This window comes from Streptomyces sp. Y20, assembly GCF_043195475.1.
Taxonomy (GTDB): Bacteria; Actinomycetota; Actinomycetes; order Streptomycetales; family Streptomycetaceae; genus Streptomyces.
This window is the reverse complement of sequence record NZ_JBIDDP010000005.1, coordinates 340,335-362,575: the sequence shown is the minus strand read 5'-3', so window position 1 is coordinate 362,575 and position 22,241 is coordinate 340,335. Positions and strand designations below refer to the sequence as shown.

At 71.8% G+C, this 22,241-nt stretch carries 21 protein-coding genes and 1 tRNA gene; 21 read left to right on the top strand and 1 reads right to left on the bottom strand.

Features of this window, described 5'->3' with window-relative positions; all coding sequences use genetic code 11:
• The first annotated feature begins 119 nt into the window (after positions 1-119).
• From rplU to ACGFT1_RS15935, 14 genes are all read left to right on the top strand, one after another.
• On the top strand, positions 120-440 hold the full coding sequence (gene rplU / locus ACGFT1_RS16000; RefSeq protein WP_030749991.1) for a 50S ribosomal protein L21: 321 nt from the start codon (positions 120-122) through the stop codon (positions 438-440).
• Between the two features lie 14 nt (positions 441-454).
• Positions 455-709: a 50S ribosomal protein L27 gene (gene rpmA, locus ACGFT1_RS15995; RefSeq protein WP_061922958.1), complete on the top strand. Its 255-nt coding sequence runs from the start codon at positions 455-457 to the stop codon at positions 707-709.
• A gap of 127 nt (positions 710-836) precedes the next feature.
• Positions 837-2,285: a GTPase ObgE gene (gene obgE / locus ACGFT1_RS15990; protein ID WP_373909559.1), complete on the top strand. Its 1,449-nt coding sequence runs from the start codon at positions 837-839 to the stop codon at positions 2,283-2,285.
• A gap of 314 nt (positions 2,286-2,599) precedes the next feature.
• On the top strand, positions 2,600-2,779 hold the full coding sequence (locus tag ACGFT1_RS15985; RefSeq protein ID WP_373909558.1) for an FG-GAP repeat protein: 180 nt from the start codon (positions 2,600-2,602) through the stop codon (positions 2,777-2,779).
• Positions 2,737-3,777: an FG-GAP-like repeat-containing protein gene (locus ACGFT1_RS15980; protein ID WP_373909557.1), complete on the top strand. Its 1,041-nt coding sequence runs from the start codon at positions 2,737-2,739 to the stop codon at positions 3,775-3,777. The genes ACGFT1_RS15985 and ACGFT1_RS15980 overlap by 43 nt, the downstream gene beginning before the upstream one ends.
• A gap of 206 nt (positions 3,778-3,983) precedes the next feature.
• Positions 3,984-5,531 (top strand): alkaline phosphatase, encoded by a 1,548-nt coding sequence (locus tag ACGFT1_RS15975; RefSeq protein WP_373909556.1) that lies wholly within the window; start codon positions 3,984-3,986, stop codon positions 5,529-5,531.
• Between the two features lie 472 nt (positions 5,532-6,003).
• Positions 6,004-7,500 (top strand): D-ribitol-5-phosphate cytidylyltransferase, encoded by a 1,497-nt coding sequence (locus tag ACGFT1_RS15970; RefSeq protein WP_373909555.1) that lies wholly within the window; start codon positions 6,004-6,006, stop codon positions 7,498-7,500.
• Positions 7,501-7,688: 188 nt separating this feature from the next.
• Positions 7,689-9,779: a hypothetical protein gene (locus ACGFT1_RS15965; protein ID WP_373909718.1), complete on the top strand. Its 2,091-nt coding sequence runs from the start codon at positions 7,689-7,691 to the stop codon at positions 9,777-9,779.
• Between the two features lie 271 nt (positions 9,780-10,050).
• Positions 10,051-11,211 carry a glycosyltransferase family 2 protein gene (locus tag ACGFT1_RS15960; RefSeq protein WP_373909717.1) on the top strand — a complete coding sequence of 387 codons (1,161 nt, stop codon included), beginning with the start codon at positions 10,051-10,053 and terminating at the stop codon, positions 11,209-11,211.
• Positions 11,212-11,372: 161 nt separating this feature from the next.
• Positions 11,373-12,479, top strand: coding sequence for a glutamate 5-kinase (gene proB, locus ACGFT1_RS15955; RefSeq protein WP_373909716.1), 1,107 nt, complete (start codon positions 11,373-11,375; stop codon positions 12,477-12,479).
• Positions 12,480-12,674: 195 nt separating this feature from the next.
• Positions 12,675-13,100, top strand: a complete 426-nt coding sequence (locus ACGFT1_RS15950) for a hypothetical protein (protein WP_373909554.1) — start codon at positions 12,675-12,677, stop codon at positions 13,098-13,100.
• A 181-nt stretch (positions 13,101-13,281) separates the two neighbouring features.
• Positions 13,282-14,568: a glutamate-5-semialdehyde dehydrogenase gene (locus ACGFT1_RS15945; protein ID WP_373909553.1), complete on the top strand. Its 1,287-nt coding sequence runs from the start codon at positions 13,282-13,284 to the stop codon at positions 14,566-14,568.
• 117 nt (positions 14,569-14,685) lie between these two features.
• A complete protein-coding gene (locus ACGFT1_RS15940) occupies positions 14,686-15,252 on the top strand; it encodes a hypothetical protein (RefSeq protein ID WP_373909552.1) in 567 nt (188 codons plus the stop codon).
• Between the two features lie 88 nt (positions 15,253-15,340).
• Positions 15,341-16,411 (top strand): hypothetical protein, encoded by a 1,071-nt coding sequence (locus tag ACGFT1_RS15935; protein WP_373909551.1) that lies wholly within the window; start codon positions 15,341-15,343, stop codon positions 16,409-16,411.
• A gap of 33 nt (positions 16,412-16,444) precedes the next feature.
• On the opposite strand, the gene ACGFT1_RS15930 is transcribed toward ACGFT1_RS15935, so the two are convergent.
• Positions 16,445-17,533 carry a M48 family metallopeptidase gene (locus ACGFT1_RS15930; protein ID WP_373909550.1) on the bottom strand — a complete coding sequence of 363 codons (1,089 nt, stop codon included), beginning with the start codon at positions 17,531-17,533 and terminating at the stop codon, positions 16,445-16,447.
• 104 nt (positions 17,534-17,637) lie between these two features.
• On the opposite strand from ACGFT1_RS15930, the gene ACGFT1_RS15925 reads away from it, so the two are divergent.
• From ACGFT1_RS15925 to ACGFT1_RS15895, 7 genes are all read left to right on the top strand, one after another.
• On the top strand, positions 17,638-17,802 hold the full coding sequence (locus ACGFT1_RS15925; protein WP_373909549.1) for a hypothetical protein: 165 nt from the start codon (positions 17,638-17,640) through the stop codon (positions 17,800-17,802).
• Positions 17,803-17,986: 184 nt separating this feature from the next.
• Positions 17,987-18,151, top strand: a complete 165-nt coding sequence (locus ACGFT1_RS15920) for a hypothetical protein (RefSeq protein ID WP_373909548.1) — start codon at positions 17,987-17,989, stop codon at positions 18,149-18,151.
• Between the two features lie 55 nt (positions 18,152-18,206).
• The gene (gene nadD / locus ACGFT1_RS15915) at positions 18,207-18,893 is read left to right on the top strand and encodes a nicotinate-nucleotide adenylyltransferase (protein ID WP_356816276.1); all 687 of its coding nucleotides are present in this window, start codon (positions 18,207-18,209) and stop codon (positions 18,891-18,893) included.
• Between the two features lie 16 nt (positions 18,894-18,909).
• Positions 18,910-20,643 (top strand): LytR C-terminal domain-containing protein, encoded by a 1,734-nt coding sequence (locus ACGFT1_RS15910; RefSeq protein WP_373909547.1) that lies wholly within the window; start codon positions 18,910-18,912, stop codon positions 20,641-20,643.
• Between the two features lie 122 nt (positions 20,644-20,765).
• Complete coding sequence (gene rsfS, locus ACGFT1_RS15905; RefSeq protein ID WP_361998183.1) at positions 20,766-21,212, top strand: ribosome silencing factor; 447 nt, start codon at positions 20,766-20,768, stop codon at positions 21,210-21,212.
• Complete coding sequence (locus tag ACGFT1_RS15900) at positions 21,203-21,877, top strand: histidine phosphatase family protein (RefSeq protein WP_373909715.1); 675 nt, start codon at positions 21,203-21,205, stop codon at positions 21,875-21,877. The genes rsfS and ACGFT1_RS15900 overlap by 10 nt, the downstream gene beginning before the upstream one ends.
• A 91-nt stretch (positions 21,878-21,968) precedes the next feature.
• Positions 21,969-22,041: transfer RNA gene (locus ACGFT1_RS15895), tRNA-Ala, on the top strand.
• The last annotated feature ends 200 nt before the right edge of the window (positions 22,042-22,241 follow it).

Here is a 22,241-nt window from a genome sequence, read left to right as displayed (position 1 = left end):
CACATCCCCGTAAACCTTCTTCCTCCCGGACGCCATGCGGGCCGGGAGAGGTCGTCCGTGCTGTTCTCGGGCGGCTGGCCTGCGGGGGTGCCGTTTCTTCGAGCGAAAGTGAGATCCGCGTGTACGCCATCGTGCGCAGCGGTGGTCGCCAGCACAAGGTTGCTGTCGGCGACATCGTTGAGGTTGACAAGATTTCCACTGCCAAGGTTGGCGACACGGTCGAGCTCTCGACCCTGCTCGTTGTCGACGGCGACGCCGTGACCAGCGACCCGTGGGTGCTGGCCGGTATCAAGGTCCAGGCCGAGGTCGTGGACCACCACAAGGGCCAGAAGATCGACATTCTGCGCTACAAGAACAAGACCGGCTACCGCCGTCGTCAGGGCCACCGCCAGCAGTACACGGCGATCAAGGTCACGTCGATCCCCGCGGCTGCGAAGTAAGGGACTGAGGAGAAATGGCACACAAGAAGGGCGCATCGTCCACCCGGAACGGTCGCGACTCCAATGCCCAGCGGCTCGGCGTGAAGCGCTTCGGCGGTCAGGTCGTCAACGCGGGTGAGATCCTGGTCCGCCAGCGTGGCACCCACTTCCACCCCGGCGCCGGTGTCGGCCGCGGTGGCGACGACACGCTGTTCGCCCTCCAGGCCGGTGCGGTGGAGTTCGGCTCCCACCGTGGCCGCAAGGTCGTGAACATCGTTCCGGTCGCCTGAATCGTCTGATTCACGGCATCGACCGAACATCTCGCGAGGCGGACCTCACTTCCCGATCGGGAAGGCGGGTCCGCCTTTCGCGTGTTACCTAGAAGACAGATCCGCACGTTTCTGGAGGCACTGAACCATGACCACCTTCGTGGACCGCGTCGAACTGCATGTCGCCGCGGGTAGCGGGGGCCACGGCTGTGCCTCCGTCCACCGTGAGAAGTTCAAGCCGCTCGGCGGCCCCGACGGCGGCAACGGCGGCCGGGGCGGCGACGTCATCCTGACCGTCGACCAGTCGATCACGACGCTGCTCGACTACCACCACTCCCCGCACCGCAAGGCCACCAGCGGCAAGCCCGGCGAGGGCGGGAACCGTTCCGGCAAGGACGGCCAGGACCTCGTCCTGCCGGTGCCGGACGGCACGGTCGTGCTGGACAAGGCGGGCAACGTCCTCGCGGACCTGGTCGGCCACGGCACCTCGTACGTCGCCGCGCAGGGCGGCCGGGGAGGCCTCGGCAACGCGGCGCTGGCCTCGGCCCGCCGCAAGGCGCCCGGTTTCGCGCTGCTCGGCGAGCCCGGTGACCTGAGCGACATCGTCCTGGAGCTGAAGACGGTCGCCGACGTGGCCCTCGTCGGTTATCCGAGCGCCGGCAAGTCCTCGCTGATCTCCGTGCTCAGCGCGGCCAAGCCGAAGATCGCCGACTACCCGTTCACCACGCTGGTCCCGAACCTGGGCGTGGTCACCGCAGGTTCCACCGTCTACACCATCGCCGACGTGCCCGGTCTCATCCCCGGCGCCAGCCAGGGCCGCGGTCTGGGCCTGGAGTTCCTGCGGCACGTGGAGCGGTGCAGCGTGCTGGTGCACGTGCTGGACACCGCCACCCTGGAGTCCGAGCGCGACCCGGTCTCCGACCTCGACACCATCGAGGAGGAGCTGCGGCAGTACGGCGGTCTCGACAACCGGCCGCGGATCGTCGTCCTGAACAAGGTCGACGTGCCCGACGGCAAGGACCTCGCCGAGATGGTCCGCCCCGACCTGGAGTCCCGCGGCTACCGCGTCTTCGAGGTGTCGGCCGTCGCCCACATCGGTCTGCGCGAGCTGACCTTCGCGCTCGGTGAGCTGATCGCCACGGCGCGCGCCGCCAGGCCGAAGGAGGAGGCGACCCGGATCGTCATCCGGCCGAAGGCCGTGGACGACGCCGGCTTCACCGTCACCCGCGAGGAGGCCGGCGGCGAGCTGCTGTTCCGGGTGCGCGGCGAGAAGCCCGAACGCTGGGTCCGCCAGACCGACTTCAACAACGACGAGGCCGTCGGCTACCTCGCCGACCGGCTCAACCGTCTCGGTGTGGAAGGGGAACTGATGAAGGCGGGCGCCCGCTCGGGCGACGGCGTCGCCATCGGCCCCGAGGACAACGCGGTCGTCTTCGACTGGGAGCCCACGGTCATGGCCGGCGCGGAGATGCTCGGCCGCCGTGGTGAGGACCACCGCTTCGACGCGCAGCGGCCCGCCGCGCAGCGCCGCCGCGACAAGGAGGCGGAGCGGGACGACGCGCTGCGGGAGTACGACGAATTCGACCCGTTCGAGTAGAGGCACGCCCCGCCCGCCCGGGAGAACCGGGCGGGTGAACGGCGGGGAGATCCGCGGCGGCGGTGAGGGAAACCCCACGTCACCCCGGTGAGTCGAACAGTGCGACACGGAGAGGATCTTGCTCTCCGTGTCGCACTTCCCTTTTCTCGCCCCCTCGCCGCCGACTCCCCGAGCAGACGTGCCCGACCAGCCCCGCCCCGCCCGCCGCCGGACCCCGGCGCCCGCCGCCGGCCTCGCCCTCGCGGCTGGTCTACGGCTCGGCGAGTGGCCCGAAGACCTCCACCCGGCAGGTCCTCAGCCAGGACAGCGCCGGGGTGCCGGGCAGCGCGGAGGCCGGTGACCGGTTCGGCAGCGCCGTCGCCACCGCCGACCTCGACCGCGACGGCTATGCCGACCTGGTCGTCGGGGCGGGGGCGAGGACACGTCGGCCGGCACCGACGCCGGGTCGCTCGTGGTGCTCCGGGGTGGGGCGAAGGGCCTGTCCGGCGGGGTGACGCTGGCCGGCGGGAAGGAGTACGAGGGGCTCGGCGACCGGGGGCACCTGACCGTCGGGGACGTGGACGGCAACGGCGCGCCGGACGTCGTCACCGTGGTGACCGCGCACGATCTGAGGGTGCTGGCCGGGCCGTTCGGCCGCAACGGCGCCACCGCGCACGGCGCGCAGCTGGTCACCGACCCGTTCGACAGCCGGGTCCTCGACCTGGTCGCCGGCGACCTCGACGGCGACGGCGTCACCGACATCGCCGCCGCGGAGAACGACGGCGACGAGTGGGACGCCCGCCGCGTCGTGCACTGGACGGGCACGCACGACGGGCTCCTTCCGTACCGTCTGGTCAGCGGCGCCGGTACCGGTCTCCAGGGCGGCGAGCACCTCGCCGTCGGCGATGTGAACCGGGACGGTCACGCCGACCTGGTCGTGGGCCGGGCCGCCGAGGGCGCCGACAGCGACGTGGACACCCCGCTCGCCGAGGGCGGCCGGATCGCCTGGATCCCGGGCACGGCCGAGGGACCCGACGGGACGAAGGCGGTCCTCGTGAACCTGGACACCGCGGGCGTGCCGGGCACCGCCGAGCCGGGATCCGGTTTCGGCACCGGCCTCTCGGTGGCGGACATCGACGGCGACCACTACGCGGACATCGCGGTCGGCGCGCCCGGTGTCTCCACGGGCGGACGGGTCATCACGCCGCGCGGTACCGCCAAGGGCCCGACGGGCGGCGGTGCGAAGGAGTTCGGCCAGGACACCGCGGGCGTGCCCGGCACCGGCGAGCAGGGTGACGCGTTCGGCTCGGCCGTGCGCCTGCTGGACGCGGAGGGCGACGGCCGGGCCGAACTGGTCGTCGGCGCGCCGGGGGAGAACACCGAGGCCGGGGCGGTGTGGGTGCTGCGCGGCACCACCACGGGGATCACGCCGAGCGGCTCGTTCAGCTTCGCCGGCGGCACGCTCGGCACGGTGGCCGCGGACGCACGGCTGGGGGCCGGCTTCGGTTCCTGAGCCATGGGTGGCGGGCCGGATTCCGACCTACCGTCAGGCTCGTTGCGGCGCGAGGGTTTTCCCGTGCCGCGACGGGTCTTCTGTTGTCTGCCCATTTGTCATGCTCGTGGAGGGCGCTGTTCAGCAGTCGGGCCGTCCGGCCGTGGGAGCTTCCGCATGTCCGAACCGACCTGTCACGAGGCCACTGTGGCAAAGGGAGTCAGCGCATGACCGGACCATCGCCCGACCGCCGCCGCTTTCTGACCGCGGGGGCCGCCGTCCTCGGCGCCGCGGCCTCCGCCCAGTTATGGCTGCCCGGCACCGCCCGCGCGGCCGGCGCCCCGCTGCCCGACGGGGTGTTCACCCTCGGTGTCGGTTCCGGCGATCCACTGCCCGACGGGATCGTGCTGTGGACCAGACTCGCGCCCGACCCGCTGGGGGGCGGCGGCATGCCCGACGCGGTCTTCCCCGTGGAGTGGGAGATCGCCGAGGACGAGCGGTTCCGCAGAACCGTCCGCCGGGGCACCGCCCAGGCAGGCCCCGAACTCGGCCACAGCGTCCACGTGGACGTCCGCGGCCTGCGTCCGGACCGCTCGTACTGGTACCGCTTCCGGGCCGGCGACCAGCTCTCGCCCACCGGCCGCACCCGCACCGCGCCCCACCCGCACCGGCGGGGCGGCTCGCTGCGCGTCGCCCTCGCCTCCTGCCAGAACTGGCAGCACGGCTATTTCACGCCGTACGCCGACATGCTGGCGCAGGACCCCGACTTCGTGCTCTTCGTCGGCGACTACATCTACGAGTCCGCGCCGTCCGCCACGGCCGTGCGCCGCCACGAGGGCAAGGGCGAGCCGTACACCCTCACGCAGTACCGCAACCGGTACGCGCAGTACCGCACCGACCCCGACCTGGCCGCGATGCAGGCGAGCGCGCCCTGGGTGGTCACCTTCGACGACCACGAGGTGGACAACGACTGGGCCGGCGAGATCCCGCAGGACCCGGACAAGCAGTCGCACGACGCGTTCGTGGCCCGGCTCACCGCGGCCTTCCAGGCGTACTACGAGCACATGCCGGTGCGCGCCACGGCCGTCCCGGACGGCCCGCACATCCAGATGTACCGCCGTCTGGACTTCGGCCGGCTCGCCCGGCTCAACGTCCTGGACACCCGGCAGTTCCGCAGCGACCAGGCCACCACCCAGGAGGGCGCGCAGGCGCCGACGCAGACCATGCTCGGCGCGGAGCAGAAGCAGTGGCTGCTCGACGGGCTGCACGACTCCCCGGCCCGCTGGAACCTCATCGCCTCGCAGATCATGATGGCCGAGACCGACCTGCTGCCCGGCGACGGCAAGCTCTGGTACTACGACGCCTGGGACGGCTACCAGGTCGAACGCAACTCCTTGCTGGAGGAGTTCGCCGACATCCGCAACCCGGTGGTGCTCAGCGGCGACCGGCACCTGACGATGATCAGCGACCTCAGGACGGACTACGCCGACCCGGACTCCGACGTGGTCGGCGCCGAGTTCGTCGGCACCTCCATTTCCAGCAGCGGCGACCAGGACCAGGACGCCTTCCACCGCCAGTGGGACCCGCTGAAGGCGGACAACCCGCACTGGAAACTCATCGACGCCCACCGCGGCTACCACCTCTTCGACATCCGCCGCGACGGCATCGACGCCCAGGTCCGGGTCGTCGACACGGTGCTGAAGCCGCAGGCGACGGCGAGCACCCTGGCCAGACTCCGGGTGGAGTCGGACGAGCCCGGGGTCACCCTCGTGTGAGCCGGTGCCGGTCCGCCGGAGCCCGGGACACGGACGCGTCCCGGGCTCCGGCGCGTCGCCGTACGGGCCGCCCGGAAATCCCCTCGTGACCGGAACACCACTGAATCGCTGCTGGAATTCCGGGGCGATCGACTTCCCCGAAACGCTGTATTTCCCGTCTTGTCCGGGCGGTGCCGTGCCGATTTCGCGGACCGGGTGCGCTCCACGCACCGGGAGGCGAAGATGTCCCGCCCCGCAGGGCGGCGCCGGCACGGCGGGGCGGGCCGCCGCTTCGGGGCGTCTCTCCCGGCCCACCTGTGGACTTACTCACAGCGAATTCACGGGGGTTCGCAGCGCCCGCGGCCAATGACCGGGGGCGCGAGGTGAATGACAGGTGGCGCGCACATATGCATGGGAGGTCGCTCACCTTGCACTGCGGTTACCCGAGGTGGGACCATTTCACGGTTCCCTGTCGCCCCAAGGTAGGTCACCTGTGTCCCAGCACATAGCCAAGCCCCGTACCACCGCAGTGATCCTGGCCGGTGGCACCGGTCAGCGGGTGGGTCTGTCGATCCCCAAGCAGCTGCTGAAGATCGCCGGCAAGGCAGTCATCGAGCACACCCTGACCACCTTCGAGAACACCGACTCGATCGACGACATCATCGTGCTGATGGCGCCGGGATATGTGCCGGACGTCGAGAAGATCGTCGCCAAGGCGGGCTTCACCAAGGTGAAGAAGGTCATCGAGGGCGGTTCGACCCGGAACGAGACCACCGAGCGTGCCATCAGCGCCCTCGGTGAGGGCCTGGCCGAGGGCGAGGACCGCAACGTCCTCTTCCACGACGCCGTACGCCCCCTGCTCTCGCAGCGCGTCATCGACGACTGCGTGGCCGCGCTCGAGCGCTACCAGGCCGTGGACGTCGCCATCCCGTCCGCGGACACCATCATCGTCACGCGCACCCACGGCGAGGACGGCGAGTTCATCACCGAGATCCCGGACCGCTCCCGGCTGCGCCGCGGCCAGACGCCGCAGGCCTTCAAGCTGTCCACGATCCGCCGCGCCTACCAGGTCGCCGCCGGTGACCCCAACTTCCAGGCCACGGACGACTGCTCGGTGGTCCTGCGGTACCTGCCCGACGTGCCGATCCACGTCGTCGCGGGCGACGAGTACAACATGAAGGTCACCCAGCCGGTCGACGTCTTCATCGCCGACAAGCTGTTCCAGCTCGCCTCCACCGCCGCGCCCGAGCAGAAGGACGAGCAGGCCTACCGCGAGCTGCTGACCGGCAAGACGGTCGTCATCTTCGGCGGTTCCTACGGCATCGGCAAGGACATCGCCGAACTCGCCGGGTCCTACGGCGCGCACGTCTACGCCCTCGGCCGCTCCACCACCGGCACCCACGTGGAGAACCCGGAGGAGGTCGACGACGCGCTGTCCAAGGCCTACGCCGAGACCGGCCGGATCGACTACGTCGTCAACACCGCGGGCGTGCTGCGCATCGGCAAGCTCGCCGAGACCGACAACGCCACCATCGAGGAGGCGCTGAAGGTCAACTACCTGGCCCCGGTGCAGATCGCGCGCTCCTCCTACAAGTACCTGTCCGAGACCAAGGGCCAGCTGCTGCTCTACACCTCCAGCAGCTACACCCGCGGCCGCGCCGAGTACTCCCTCTACTCCTCCACCAAGGCCGCCATGGTGAACCTCACCCAGGCGCTGTCCGACGAGTGGGCCGGCGACGGCATCCGCGTCAACTGCATCAACCCCGAGCGCACCGCCACCCCGATGCGCACCAAGGCCTTCGGCCAGGAGCCCTCGGGTTCGCTGCTGTCCTCCGAGGCCGTGGCCCGCACCTCCCTGGACGTGCTGCTGTCGGAGCTGACCGGTCACGTCATCGACGTCCGGCAGCAGGACCCGACCGCGGGTGCCGCCCGGGCCTCCGGCTTCGAGCAGGCCCTCGCCTCGGTGCTGGACCGTCAGGACGGCGTGTAATAATCGAGGGTAATTAAGCTTTTCGGAATTCAGGCCTCTGTGGGTACCCGTTCACCGGGTATTCGCGGGGGCCTGTGTCCGTACCCCGCACAAATCACCGGCATCCCCTGGCATTTCAGAACAAAACCGGCACTCCCCCCTCCCAGAGCAGGTTCTCCGTGATATCCACCGCTATTCGCGTCGCCCGGGTGGGCAGCGCGGCCGAGCTGGCCGCGGCGGCCCTCGTGATGCTGGGCTTCCCGGCGCTCATGCTGGCCGCGCTCGTCCCGAGCGTTCCCGCCTTCGCGGCCCTGGCCGCCGTGACGTACCTGGCGGACCACTATCTGCACCGCAAGGGCAGCTACCTGATCAACCGCCTCAGCAAGGTCCGGGCGGGACTGTCGATCCGCTTCCTGATCCGCCAGCTGCTGCTGGTCCTGCTGCTGGCCCGGCTGTCCCTCTCCGACGACCTGATCTTCTACGGCGCGGTCGCCTGCTTCATCGCCTTCTACGGCCTCCAGGCCCCGCACGGGGCGCTGGTCACCCTCATCCGCAACCGCCGCCGGATGCCGGTCGCCACCCGCAACATCGACCTGAAGTCGCGCATCCGCATCCCGGACGCCCCGCCGCGCCGCCTGCTGCACCGCTCCGCGGAGAAGATGCTCCACCTCGACCTGTTCGCGGTCGTCGGCGTCCTGCTCTCCGCGCAGCTGGGCTCGGCCGCCTTCGGCTTCTTCGGCATCGGTCTCACCGTCGGTCTCGGCGTCGGCTACGTCGCCGTCCTCGTGCCGTTCGTGCGCGGCCGGAAGACCCCGCCGAAGGCCGACGTCGTCCTCGCCGCCGTCGACGACTGGCTGGCCGCCTACCGGCCGGAGACCGTCCTGTACTTCTCCGGATCCCGGGACTCCGTCTACCAGGTCAACATGTGGCTGGAGACGATGGAGCAGCTGGACACCCGGCCGCTGATCATCCTGCGTGAGCGCGCCATCCTGAACAACCTCGCGCCCACCACGGTCCCCGTCATCTGCGTGCCCGGAGGGGTGCACCTGATGAACCTGGACCTGTCCACCGTGCGCGTCGCGCTCTACGCGGCCAACGTCGGCAAGAACATCCACCTGCTGCGCGTGCCCACCATGAAGCACGTCTTCATCGGCCACGGCGACAGCGACAAGCTGGCCAGCGTCAACCCGTACAGCAAGGTGTACGACGAGGTGTGGACCGCCGGCCGCGCCGGCCGCGACCGCTACGCCATCGCCGACGTCGGCGTCCGCGACGACGACATCGTCGAGGTCGGCCGCCCGCAGCTCGCGCCCATCCGGACCTGGCAGGGCGTGCCCGGGGACCGCGTCCCCACCGTGCTGTACGCCCCCACCTGGGAGGGCTGGGACGGCAACCCCGGCAACACCTCGATCGTGCTCGCCGGTGAGAACATCGTGACCCGGCTGGTGACGGCCGACCCGCCGGTCCGCGTCCTGTACAAGCCGCACCCGTTCACCGGCACCGTCAGCAAGGACGCCAAGGCCGCCCACCAGCGCATCGCCGCCCTGGTCGAGAAGTCCGCCGCCGAGCGCGCCACCGACCCCCGCTTCACCGCGGACACCGCCGCCATGACCGCGGCCAGGGCCGAACTGACCCGCATCGAGGCCCGGCTCGCCGAGCTGGCCGGCGCCGGCGGCACCAAGGGCGACGAGGCCGAGGCCACCCGCGACGGCGTCGTGGACGTGCACCGGCACGAGGAGATCGCCCGGCTGCGCGCCGAGTGGAACACCGCCTACTGGCGCTCGTTCCCGTCGCACGAGCACCGCGTCATCACCGGCGCCCAGCCGCGTCTGTACGACTGCTTCAACGTCTCCGACGCGATGGTCTCGGACATCTCCTCCGTGGTCTCCGACTTCATCGCCAGCGGCAAGCCCTACGCGGTCACCGACTCCGGCGAACTGGGCGCCGAGGAGTTCAGGCGGCAGAACACGGCCGTGCGCGCGGCGGTCATCCTGTCCAACGGCGCGGCCGAGCTGGGCGGCCTGCTGGACGCCGTGCGCGACCCGGCCGCCGACCCGCTCGCGGACGCCCGCACGGAGCTGAAGCAGTACCTGCTCGGTCCGGACGAGCCGAAGTCGATCGACCAGTTCAACGCCGCCGTCGGCGGCCTGGCCCGCAAGGCCGAGGCCCGCAACGCCGGCCAGGAGTCCCGCCTCGGCGCGGCGAACGCCGATCCCGCCGAGTCGGCCGAGCTGACCAACGCGGTGCCCGGCCAGCGCGCCGCGTCGGCCGGCGAGACGGACGGTGTGAACGCGGGCTGACCCCCGCACCCCACCGGGCCCCCGAGGCGCACGCCTCGGGGGCCTTCGTCTTGCCCGGCTCTTAACCGGAGCCGAACAGCTCTTACCGCGTCGGCGTATTGTCCTGTGATGTGCGGCACTCATCACCCTCGGTGAGGCAACCGCTTGCCCCGGGTGTCCGTCTAACTGTTTGCGATTGAGGCGATTCGGGGGAAATATTCCGTGACTAGGGGGAAGTGTGACCGTCGTGACGCAGCCTGATGTGAGCGTGATCATCGGGGCGTACGAAGCAATGCCGTACCTGGTCGAGTGCCTGGCATCCGTCGAGGCGCAGACCATCGATCCGGGTCGGATGGAGGTCATCGCGGTCGACGACGGCTCGACGGACGGCACCGGGGAGTGCCTGGAGGAGTTCGCGGCCCGCGTGCCCATACCGGTCACCGTCATCCGCCAGGAGAACTCCGGCGGCCCCAGCGGGCCGCGCAACGTCGGCCTGGCCAAGGCGACCGGACGCTACGTCTTCTTCCTCGACGCCGACGACCGGCTCGGCCCCGAGGCGCTGGAGCGCATGGTGGCCATGGCCGACCGGAACGGCACGGACGTCGTCCTCGGCCGCGTCGAGGGCGTCAACCGCACCGCCCCCAAGTCCATGTGGGGCGAGACGCTCGACCGGACCGACGTCTTCTCCTCCAACATCAAGTTCACACTGAGCGCGCAGAAGCTGTTCCGCCGCGCCCTGCTGGACCGGCACGGCATGCGGTTCGACGAGTCCCTGTGGACCGGCGAGGACGCCGTGTTCACGCTGGAGGCCTATCTGCGGGCGGACGGCGTCTCCGTGCTCGCCGACTACACCTGCTACTACCTGGTCGGCCGCGACGACGGCAAGCACGTCACCAAGACCGGCGGCTACGCGCTGCGCTTCGACTCCGCGCGCGCCCTGATGAAGCTGATCGCCGACATGGTCCCGGCCGGCGACAGACGCGACCTCCTGATGGTCCGGCCGTTCCTCATCACGCTGCTGCCCCAGTTCGGCCCCAAGTTCCTGACCGACGACGAAGAGGTCCGACGGCACAAGTTCGAGCTGGCCAAGCCGCTGATGGACGCCTACTGGACGCCCGGTGTGGCCCGCCGGCTGAAGGTCCACGAGCGGCTGCGGCTGCACCTGGTCGCCATGCAGCGCGCCGATCTGCTGCTGGACGTGGTCAAGTTCGTCAAGGCCAAGAAGCAGGCCGCCGCCGTCCTGGAGAAGCGCGGCACCCGCCTCTACCTCATCTATCCGCACTTCCGGTCCCCCAAGGCCCGCATCCCCGACGAGATGTACCTCGCCGACGCCCGCGAGGCACGCGCCTTCGAGGGCTACCGCGAGGCCGCCGCCAACAGCTTCCCGCGCCGCGCCCTGCGCAAGATCCGCCGCATGCTGCCCGGCAAGGGCTTCGGGACGGCCGCGGCCTGACGGCCCGGGCCGGCCGTCCTCGCCGGCTCCGGCGCGTGAGCCGCCGGGGGGCCGGCCGCTGTCCGCGCACCGGACCGTCGCCTGCCCGGCGGTCCCCTTCGCGTAGATTGCTGCCACGCGCGAGGGAGTGGAGACAGCACGTGGCAAGGGCAAGGCAGGCCGTGGGCGAGGCCCGCAGGATCGTCGTCAAGGTGGGCTCCTCGTCGCTGACGACCGCCGCGGGCGGCCTGGACGCCGACCGCGTCGACGCGCTCGTCGACGTCCTCGCCAAGATGCGCGGCGGCGGGGAGAAGGAGATCGTCCTCGTCTCCTCCGGCGCCATCGCCGCCGGCCTCGCCCCGCTGGGCCTGCGCCGCCGCCCCAAGGACCTCGCCCGCCAGCAGGCCGCCGCCAGCGTCGGCCAGGGCCTGCTCGTCGCCCGCTACACCGCCTCCTTCGCCCGCTACGGCGTCCGCGTCGGCCAAGTCCTGCTCACCAGCGACGACATGAGCCGCCGCGCCCACCACCGCAACGCCTCCCGCACCCTGGACAAGCTGCTCGCCATGGGCGCCGTCCCGGTCGTCAACGAGAACGACACGGTCGCCACCGACGAGATCCGCTTCGGCGACAACGACCGCCTCGCCGCCCTCGTCGCCCACCTCGTCCACGCCGACCTGCTGGTCCTGCTCTCCGACGTCGACGGCGTCTACGACGGCGACCCCGGCAAGCCCGGCACCTCCCGGATAGCGCAGGTGAGGGGCCCCGAGGACCTCGCCGGTGTCGAGATCGGCAGCACGGGCAGGGCCGGCGTCGGCACCGGCGGCATGGTCACCAAGGTCGAGGCCGCCCGGATCGCCGCCGCCGCAGGCATCCCGGTGGTGCTGACCAGCACCGTCCACGCCGCCGAGGCCCTCGCCGGCGGCGACACCGGCACCTACTTCCACCCCACCGGCAAACGCTCCGCCGACCGTCTCCTCTGGCTCCAGCACGCCTCCACCCCGCAGGGCGCCCTCGTCCTGGACGACGGGGCGGTGGACGCCGTCGTACGGCGCCGCACCTCCCTGCTGCCCGCCGGAATCGCCGCCGTGGAGGGCGACTTCAACGCCGGCGACCCCGTCGAACTGCGGGACGCGACGGGTCGCGCGGTGGCCCGGGGCCTCGTCAACTTCGACGCCAAGGAGATCCCCCGGCTGCTCGGGCGTTCGACCCGCGAGCTGGCACGCGAGCTGGGCCCGGCGTACGAACGCGAGGTCGTACACAGGGACGATCTCGTCCTCCTGCACGCGTGACGCTCGCAAGACCGCTCGGACGCCGAACCACGCGGACCGCCCCCGGTGGGGGACGTTCCGTAAAACCGCCACGCGGAGCCGTGGGGCCTGCTCAACTTTGTCCCGGGGACATGTTGAGGGGACACGTTCCGGCAAGGGGTCCTGCGGGCCGTGCGGACACGCACGGCATGCGCGGCATGCGTGAAGGAGGCCGTCGTGAGACGAGCGCGCCCTGGGACGGCGTCCCGCGGTGCTCTGACGAGCGTCGCGGCCGGTGACACCTATGAGGAGCCCAGGGACCTGCCCCGGCTGTGGCACGTCACCCTCAGCGTCTCCGGGAAGAAAGTCCCCCTGCCCGAGCTGCGGCAGGCCCTGGAACAGCTCGCCCACGACCACCCCTTCCTCCTGACCAGCAGGTACGCGACCGACCACGCGGAGATCCGGTACTGGGAGGAGGCCCGCGACCTGCACGACGCCGCCGCCGTGGCGCTGCGGCTGTGGGGCGAGCACCGCCAGAGCGCCGGACTGCCGTCCTGGGAGATCGTCGGCCTGGAGGTCATCGACCGCGAGACCTACCACCACCGCATCGCCGAGGGCTACGGCCCCGCACCGGCGACCCCGGTCGGCGTGCACCCGTTCTGAGCCGGAGCACCGGCGCGCCGGAGCACGGCGCCGGAGCACGGGCGCCGGAGCACGGGCGCCGGAGCACGGGCGCCGGCGGGCCGGCCCGGGAACGGCGCCCCTGGAGATCCATCCCTTTTGCGGTGTCTCGGGGTGTGGGACGGCCGCTGAACGGCCGCGTCGCGCGCACTACCCTTCCCCCATGACCACGCTCTCGCCGTACGACTCGATGTCCCCGGTCACCCAGGCCGCCTACCGGGCCAAGGCCGCCGCCGCCGACCTCGCGCCGCTGCCGCGCGCCGTGAAGGACGACGCGCTGCTCGCCATCGCCGACGCCCTGGAGGTCCGGACCGCCGAGATCGTCGAGGCCAACGCCGAGGACGTGGCCAGGGCCCGGGAGACCGGCACCAGCGAGGCCATCGTCGACCGGCTCACCCTCACCCCCCCGCGGATCCGCGCCATCGCCTCCGATGTCCGTGACGTCGCGAAGCTGCCCGACCCGGTCGGCGAGGTCGTCCGCGGCTCCACCCTCCCCAACGGCATCGACCTGCGCCAGGTCCGCGTCCCGCTCGGCGTGGTCGGCATCATCTACGAGGCCCGCCCCAACGTCACCGTCGACGCCGCCGCCCTCTGCCTGAAGTCCGGCAACGCCGTCCTGCTGCGCGGTTCCGGCTCCGCCTACGCGTCCAACACCGCCCTGGTCCGGGTGATCCGCGACGCCGTCGGCGGCGCCGGGCTGCCCGCCGACGCCGTCCAGCTGGTGCCGGGGGAGAGCCGCGACTCCGTGCGCGAGCTGATGCGCGCCCGCGGCCTGGTCGACGTCCTCATCCCGCGCGGCGGCGCCTCCCTGATCCGGACCGTGGTCAACGAGTCCACCGTCCCCGTGATCGAGACCGGCACCGGCAACTGCCATGTCTACGTCGACGCCCAGGCCGACATCGCCATGGCCGTCGAGATCCTGGTCAACTCCAAGGCCCAGCGGGTCAGCGTCTGCAACGCCGCCGAGACGCTCCTCGTCCACCAGGACATCGCCGCCGAGTTCCTGCCGCGCGCCCTGGACGCCCTCGCCGAGGCCGGCGTCACCGTCCACGCCGACGAGCGGGTCAGGGCCCACGCCGAGGGCTCACGGGCCACCGTGGTCGAGGCGACCCCCGAGGACTGGGAGACCGAGTACCTGTCCCACGACATCGCCGCCGCCGTCGTCGACTCCCTCGACAAGGCCGTCGAGCACATCCGGCTGTGGACCTCCGGCCACACCGAGGCCATCGTCACCACCTCCCAGCAGGCGGCCCGCCGCTTCACCCAGCTGGTCGACTCCACCACCGTCGCCGTGAACGCCTCCACCCGCTTCACCGACGGCGGCCAGTTCGGCTTCGGCGCCGAGATCGGCATCTCCACCCAGAAGCTGCACGCCCGCGGCCCGATGGGCCTGCCGGAGCTGACCAGCACGAAGTACATCGTCACCGGTGACGGGCACGTACGCCGCTGACCCCACGCCCGCGGCGCCCCACGCCCGGAACGGCGGGTGTCCGGAAAGGCGTCCCGCCAGGCGGACGGAATTCCGTACCGTCTGCCCAAACCGACCCCCCAGGTCTACTCTGGATGCGTGCCGGAGGACGTGGGGGGCACGCCGTTCCCTGACGGCTGGGAGCCCGACGACGACCACGACCACGGGGTGCCGGACGACGAGTTCGCCTCCGTGGTCCTCGACGAGGCCTTCGTGCGGGCGGCCACGGTCCACGAGCCGACCGCCGTCGAACGCCTCCTGGCGGCCGCCCGGGCCAGAGCCGAGGCCTCCGAGGCCGAGGGCCGCCGCGCGCACCCCCGCCGCGAACACCCCGGCCACGGCCCCGAGGACACCGGAACCGGCCAAGATCCCTACGACGACGAACTGGACGGCACCTACGTCCTCGGCGGCCACCGCGGCCCCTACGGTCCCTTCGGCAAGCAGGTCCGCTGGCACCGCCCGGTGGCCTGGATGCTCGCTCTCGTGATGGGCATCGGCATGCTCGCCCTGGCCTTCGCCGCGGTCTACCGGGGCAGCTCCCCGGGCACCCGGGACCGGGTGCCCGCGCCCGCGTCCACCGGCCGGGAACAGGGCAGCGCCGACGCTCCCTCCGTTCCCGCCGGAGTCTTGCGGCCGACGGTCCCGGCCGCCCCGCGCTCCCCCTGAACGATCCACCCGCCCTTGGTGAGAACCTGTCAGAAGTTGTCCCGTAGCAGGGCGTTTACCGGCGTCCCGCGAGACCTACCCTGAAGGTATGGGCGGGCGTGGAGACCCCCCGGAGGGGACACCCGAGGGCGGTCCCCCCGGCGCCGAGGACGAATACCGATCCGTCGTGTTCGACGAGTCGTTCGTCCGGGCTGCCCGTCTCCAGGAGTCCTCCGCCGAGGAGCGGATGGCCGACCACGCGCCCGCCGTACGCCGCCGCCCGCCCCTGCACCGCGGGCTCACCCGGCAGGTCCTGGTCCTCGTCGTACTGATCGCCGTCGCCTTCGGCACCGCGGTCTACCTCGGCGTGCGCCACTCCGCCGGCTCCCCGCAGGCCCGGCGTCCCCCGGAGCCCCTGCGGATGACGGTCGTCCCGCTCGCCCCGCAGGGCCGGGTGCCCGGCGCCGCCGACCCCGAGACGATGTACGCGCGCAGCCCCGCCGCCCACTTCGACACCGGTGCCCAGGGCATACCGCTGCCCGCGTCCCGGGCCACGGCTCACTTCTCCGACAGCCAGGTGGTGGCCGCGCTCACCACCGCCAAGGACTACCTCGTCCGCTCCTCGCTCTACCCCGAGGTGCTCACCGGCCGCGAGGTGAGTCCCGTCCGGTCCCTGCTCGACCCCGACCAGCTCGACCAGTTCGACCGGAGCTTCGAGAAGCCCACCGCGGACGGCCGGCACGCGCCCACCGGCTGGGTGATCCGTCTCGACCCCGCCCGGGCCCGGCTGGCCGACGACCGGATCCGGGTACAGGGCAGCCTGAAGGCCGCCGAGACCGACCCGGCGACGCTGGAGGTCACCGCCGACCACACCTTCGTCTACGCCCTGCGGCCCACCGGTGCCGCCGCCGGCGCCCCCGTCTCCCTCTTCACGGTCCGCCGCGAGCTGACCTTCCGCTTCGACCGCACCGACCTGCGCACCCACCAGGTCCAGCTGACCGCGTCCTACGTCCAGGCGGGCCCCCTGGCCTGTGCCGAGGACTCCACGGCCTACCTGCGCCCCCTCCTCGCCGGCCAGAGCGCCCGCTCCGGCGGCCCCGCGGGCACCGACCCTTACGAGACGGACCACCCGGCCGTGCTGTGCGGAACGCTGTCCTCGGGCGCCCAGCCGACGGTGTGAACGGGCAGCCGGCGGTGTGAGCGGGCCGGCCGCCTACTCCTCCCGGACACCGCTCGCGGTGTCCCCCTTGGCGGGCGGCGGGCTGCGGAAGCCGTCGAAGCCCCGCCGGACCCGGCCCCCCAGGTCGCCCGCGCCGCCCGCGAGGTCCGAGACCAGCTTCATCAGCGGGTCCTTGGAGTCCTTGACATCGCCGGCGTAGCTGGCCGCCGACTCACGGAAGGAGTCGCGGACGGAGGTGTCGTTGTCCTCGTCCCGGCGCGGGTAGTGGCCGTCCATGATCCGCTGGTACTCCCGGGACTCGGCCCACTTCTTCAGCTCCGCGGCCCGCACGGTGGTGAACGGGTGCGAGCGGGGCAGCACGTTGAGGATCTTCAGCACGGAGTCCCGCAGATCGCCCCCCGCGTCGTACTCCTCGGCCTGCTCCAGGAACGCGTCCACGTTCATCTCGTGCAGGTGGTTGCCGCCCGCGATCTTCATCAGGCCCCGCATCGAGGCCCGCACGTCCTGGCCCACCAGCAGGCCGGCCCGGTCCGCGGACAGCTCGGACTTGCGGAACCACTCCCGCAGCGCCGTGACGATCGCCATGATCGCCATGTTGCCCAGCGGGATCCAGGCGACCTTCAGCGCGAGGGACGTCAGGAACAGCAGGATCGTGCGGTACACCGAGTGGCCGGACAGCGCGTGTCCCACCTCGTGCCCGACGACCGCCCGCATCTCCTCCTCGTCGAGCAGCTCCACCAGCCCCGTGGAGACCACGATGACCGGCTCGTCCAGACCGATGCACATCGCGTTCGGCTGCGGGTCCTGCGTGACGTACATCGGCGGGACCTTCTCCAGGTCCAGGATGTAGCAGGCGTCCCGCAGCATGCCGTGCAGGTGCGCGAACTGCCGCTCGGAGACGCGCACCGAGTCGGACAGGAACAGCAGCCGGAGGCTCCGCTCCGGCAGCAGCCCGCTGAGCGCCTTGAAAACGGCGTCGAACCCGGTCAGCTTGCGCAGCGCCACCAGAGCCGAACGGTCGGCCGGATGCTCGTACGCGCGCGAGGAGATCCCCGGGAAGCGCCTGCGCTGCCTGCTCGGCACGCGCTCGGTCCCCGTGTCCTGCCGGCCGTCGTCGGACATGTCTTCCCCCATGTGCGTGTGAGTGCCCACTGTGGTCCCCCCGAGGCGGGGCCCAGCCTAGGCGGAGATACCGTGGACGGGCAGTACACCGAAGGAGTCCGCCCATGGAGCACCACCCCGCAGCCGCCCGGCTGACCGAGGCCGCCGCCGTCGCCGTCCAGCAGCACGGGACGGGAAACCTGCTCCGCGTCGTCCTGGTCGTGATGGTCCTCGGCTGCGCACTGGCCGCCTGGTTCCTGCTGAGCGGTTACAAGCGCAAGGACGACTGACCACCGGGGAAAGTTCCCGCCACCCCGCCACCCCGCCGCATCCGGCCGCATCCTCGCCGTCCGCCCCGCGGGCCGCCGGAGCCCGGCCGTCCCAACGGCGGAGTCGGCGTGATCGGCGCCGGAGCGCCCGCTTACGATGAGCCGACATCTTTATTCCGCCCACACGCGATAGGTCCTGCCGAAGATGAGCTTCCACAGCGCCGCAGCCCAGTTGGTCACCCTCGCCGCCGAGGGCGAGGAGCACGGCGGGAACCACAACAGCCTGAACCCGGCCCTCACCGGTGGCGGCGCCCTGATCGTCCTGCTCCTCCTGCTGTGGATCACCACCCGCTTCAACCGCGACCGCTGAGCGGGGACCCGTCCCCGGCCGGACGCCGCAGGCCGGGCCGGTAGGGTCTGCACGCATGGGAGAGCAGGACATGCCTACCGGTCCGGCGCACGAGTCGGCCGGCGACACGGTGAAGCATCCGCAGCACGGACCGGGCAACGGCCCCGCCCTCACGGGCAGGCGGCGCCTGGGCGTCATGGGCGGAACCTTCGACCCGATCCACCACGGACACCTCGTGGCGGCCAGCGAGGTCGCCGCGCGGTTCCAGCTGGACGAGGTGGTGTTCGTCCCCACCGGCCAGCCGTGGCAGAAGTCCCACCGCGACGTCTCCCCGGCCGAGGACCGCTACCTGATGACGGTCATCGCGACCGCCGAGAACCCCCAGTTCTCCGTCAGCCGCATCGACATCGACCGCGGCGGCCCCACCTACACCGTGGACACCCTGCGGGACCTGCGCGCCCTCAACCCCGACACCGACCTGTTCTTCATCACCGGCGCCGACGCCCTCGCGCAGCTGCTGACGTGGCGCGACTCCGAGGAGCTGTTCTCCCTCGCGCACTTCATCGGCGTCACCCGCCCCGGCCACCAGCTGAGCAACCCCGGCCTGCCGGAGGGCGGTGTCTCGCTCGTCGAGGTGCCGGCGCTCGCCATCTCCTCCACGGACTGCCGTGGGAGGGTCGCCAAGGGGGACCCCATCTGGTACATGGTGCCGGACGGAGTGGTGCGCTACATCGACAAGCGCGAGCTGTACCGCGGCGAGTGAGCCGAGAGGGGCACCGGTGAACGACCGATACGACGCGGGGGACGCAGCCTACGGCGCCGGCCCGTACGAACTCGTCGGCTACGACGAGTACGGCCGGCCCATGTACCGGCAGATCCCGGCACAGCAGGCTCCGCAGGAGGCCTACGACCCGTACGCCCAGCCGCAGGGCTACGACCACGACCCCTACGCCACCGGCCGGCAGCCGCAGGCCCCCGCCCACGACGCCGGCGGCCACCAGCAGTCCGCCTACGAGCAGCCCTACGGCTCCCAGGCCCCGTACACCCCGCACGATCCCTACGACCCGTACGCCCCCGGCCCCCAGAGCGCCCCGGGCTACGACCCCTACGGGCAGGCGGCGAACGGCGGACAGCAGCCCCGGGCCGCCGAGCAGACCGCCTACATCCCGCAGCAGGCCGGCCCCGCCGAGGACACGCGGTCCGCGCGGGAGGAGGAGCCGGCCCCCGGCGAACGGGATCGCCAGGGCGACCCGTTCGCCTTCGCCGAGGACCCGGACGGTGACCCCGAGGACGTCATCGACTGGCTGAAGTTCACGGAGAACCGCACCGAGCGCCGCGAGGAGGCCCGCCGCCGCGCCCGTGGCCGGATCATCACCCTCCTCGTCGTCCTCGCCCTCGTCCTGACCGGCGGCGCCGGCTACCTCTGGTACGCCGGAGACCTGCCCGGCCTGTCCTCCTCCGGCGGCAGGACCGGCAGCGCCACACCCGTCGCGGCCCAGAAACGGGACGTGATCGTCGTCCACCTGCACAACACCGGCAAGGGCGGCACCTCCACCGCGCTGCTGGTCGACAACACCACCACCAAGCAGGGCACCACCGTCCTGCTGCCCAACGCCCTCGCGCTGACCGGCGACGACGGCTCCGTCACGACCCTCGCCAAGTCCGTGGACGGCGACGGCGCCTCCGGCACCCGGGACCAGCTCGACACCGTCCTCGGTACCAGCATCCAGGGCAGCTGGCGCCTGGACACCCCCTACCTTCAGAACCTCGTCGAACTCGTCGGCAACATCGAGGTGGACACCGACACCGACGTGCCCGACCCGGACGCCGGGAAGAAGGGCACCGCCCCGCTCGTCCACCGGGGCCACGAGCAGACCCTCAGCGGCAAGGCGGCCGTGGCCTACGCCACCTACCGCGCGGCCGGCGAGTCCCAGAGCGCCCAGTTGCAACGGTTCGGGCAGGTCATGCAGGGCGTACTGCGCAAGATGTCCTCCGACCCGTCCGCGGCCACCACCACCGTGCAGACCCTCGCGCAGATCCTGGACCCGCCGCTCACCGACAAGGATCTCGGCGCCTTCCTCGCCCGTCTCGCCGACCTCGCCAAGAACGGCTCCTACCGGACCACGCTGCTGCCCGTGCGGACCGACGGCACACTCAGCGCGCGGACCAGCGACAGCGTGGTGAAGGACATCCTCGGCGGCACCGCGAAGAGCCCCGCCTCCGGCTCCGCCGTCCGGGTCTCCGTGCAGAACGCCACCGGCGTGAAGGACGACACCGACAAGGCCCGCGTCGTGCTCCTGAACGGCGGCTTCACGTTCCTGGAGGGTGGCAGCGCCTCCGGTACCGAGGTCACCTCGAAGGTGGTCTACGCCGGCGCCGCCCACAAGGCGGACGCCACCGAGGTCGCCAAGACCCTCGGGCTGCCCGCCGGCTCCGTGACCCGGGGCACCGTCTCCTCCGGCGCCGACGTCTCGGTGATCCTCGGCGGCGACTACCGGCCCTCAGCATCCTGACGGCGGACCGCCGCCCGGCCCACCCGGCCGGGGCACCCCCCGTGAGGCCGTCATCACGTGGGGTGCCCCCGGCGGTCCGTGAGACCCTTGAAGTCACAAGTCCGCCGACGGAAAGCCATGTAGTGACCGCCACCGACCGTTCTGTTCACCTCATCAACACTGCCGCCCAGGCGGCGGCCGACAAGCTCGCCCACGACGTCATCGCCTACGACGTCAGCGACGTGCTGTCGATCACGGACGCCTTCCTGCTGGCCTCCGCGCCGAACGACCGCCAGGTCAAGGCCATCGTCGACGAGATCGAGGAGCGCCTGTCGAAGGAACTCGGCGCCAAGCCGGTCCGCCGCGAGGGCGACCGCGAGGCACGCTGGGTGCTGCTCGACTACGTCGACATCGTCGTCCACGTCCAGCACAGCGAGGAGCGGGTCTTCTACGCCCTGGAGAGGCTGTGGAAGGACTGCCCCGAGCTGGACCTGCCCGACGACGCCAGGGCCACCCGGGGCAAGGGCGAGGAGCACGCCCGCGAGCGGGCCGCCGAGGCCGACCAGGAACCGGGCGGAGACTGGTCGTGAGCGCCACCGGTGAGGTGACCGACCACAGGAGCCGCGGCCGCCGCATCATCCTGTGGCGGCACGGCCAGACCTCCTGGAACGTGGAGCGCCGCTTCCAGGGCTCCACCGACGTCGAGCTGACCGGGACCGGCGTCGGCCAGGCCCGCCGCGCCGCCCGGCTGCTCGCCTCCCTGGGCCCCGACGCGATCATCTCCTCGGACCTGCGGCGGGCCGCGTACACGGCCGCCGAGCTGGCCGCCCTCACGGGCCTCGACGTCACCCGCGAGGAGGGCCTGCGCGAGACCTACGCGGGCGTCTGGCAGGGACTGACGCACGAGGAGATCATCGCCCGCTACGGCGAGGAGTACGCCGCCTGGAAGCGCGGCGAGGCGGTCCGCCGCGGCGGCGGCGAACTGGAGAGCGAGGTCGCCGACCGGGCCGCGCCCGTCGTGCTGCGGCACGCCGAGAAGCTGCCCGAGGACGGCACCCTCGTCGTGGTCAGCCACGGCGGGACCATCCGCACCACCATCGGCCGCCTCCTCGGCCTGGAGGCCCGGCACTGGGAGAGTCTCGGCGGCCTCTCCAACTGCTGCTGGTCCGTGCTGGGCGAAGGCGCCCGCGGCTGGCGTCTGCTGGAGCACAACGCGGGCACCCTCCCGGAGCCCGTTCTCGGCGACGACGACTGACCGTCCCGGAACCCCGACCCCGGATTTCACTTTCCGGCTGGTCACAGGCTAAAGTTCTTCTTGTTCGCCCCGCCGAGCGGGAAGAACACCAGGGGCTATAGCTCAGTTGGTAGAGCGCCTGCATGGCATGCAGGAGGTCAGGAGTTCAATTCTCCTTAGCTCCACAGATCGGCACTCCGGTGAGTTGTCGCAGATCGGTGATGAGGATCCCGTCCCCGCAGGGGGCGGGATCCTCTGCGTCCGGCCTGCTCCGCGTGCACGGCGGACGCTCCCCTCGGCCTCCTCGTCCTCCGGGGTGTGGACCACGGTCCGGAACTCCGGAAGGCCCGGCATCCCGTCGGCGGACAGCGACCGCGGGGCGGGG

Excerpts from the sequence above, each read along its gene's own strand:
- rpmA (WP_061922958.1), top strand. The coding sequence starts at position 455 with ATGGCACACAAGAAGGGCGCATCGTCCACCCGGAACGGTCGCGACTCC.
- ACGFT1_RS15930 (WP_373909550.1), bottom strand. The coding sequence starts at position 17,533 with ATGTCCGACGACGGCCGGCAGGACACGGGGACCGAGCGCGTGCCGAGC.
- ACGFT1_RS15975 (WP_373909556.1), top strand. The coding sequence starts at position 3,984 with ATGACCGGACCATCGCCCGACCGCCGCCGCTTTCTGACCGCGGGGGCC.
- obgE (WP_373909559.1), top strand. The coding sequence starts at position 837 with ATGACCACCTTCGTGGACCGCGTCGAACTGCATGTCGCCGCGGGTAGC.
- ACGFT1_RS15960 (WP_373909717.1), top strand. The coding sequence starts at position 10,051 with ATGCCGTACCTGGTCGAGTGCCTGGCATCCGTCGAGGCGCAGACCATC.
- ACGFT1_RS15945 (WP_373909553.1), top strand. The coding sequence starts at position 13,282 with ATGACCACGCTCTCGCCGTACGACTCGATGTCCCCGGTCACCCAGGCC.
- ACGFT1_RS15920 (WP_373909548.1), top strand. The coding sequence starts at position 17,987 with ATGAGCTTCCACAGCGCCGCAGCCCAGTTGGTCACCCTCGCCGCCGAG.
- ACGFT1_RS15935 (WP_373909551.1), top strand. The coding sequence starts at position 15,341 with ATGGGCGGGCGTGGAGACCCCCCGGAGGGGACACCCGAGGGCGGTCCC.
- nadD (WP_356816276.1), top strand. The coding sequence starts at position 18,207 with ATGGGAGAGCAGGACATGCCTACCGGTCCGGCGCACGAGTCGGCCGGC.
- ACGFT1_RS15925 (WP_373909549.1), top strand. The coding sequence starts at position 17,638 with ATGGAGCACCACCCCGCAGCCGCCCGGCTGACCGAGGCCGCCGCCGTC.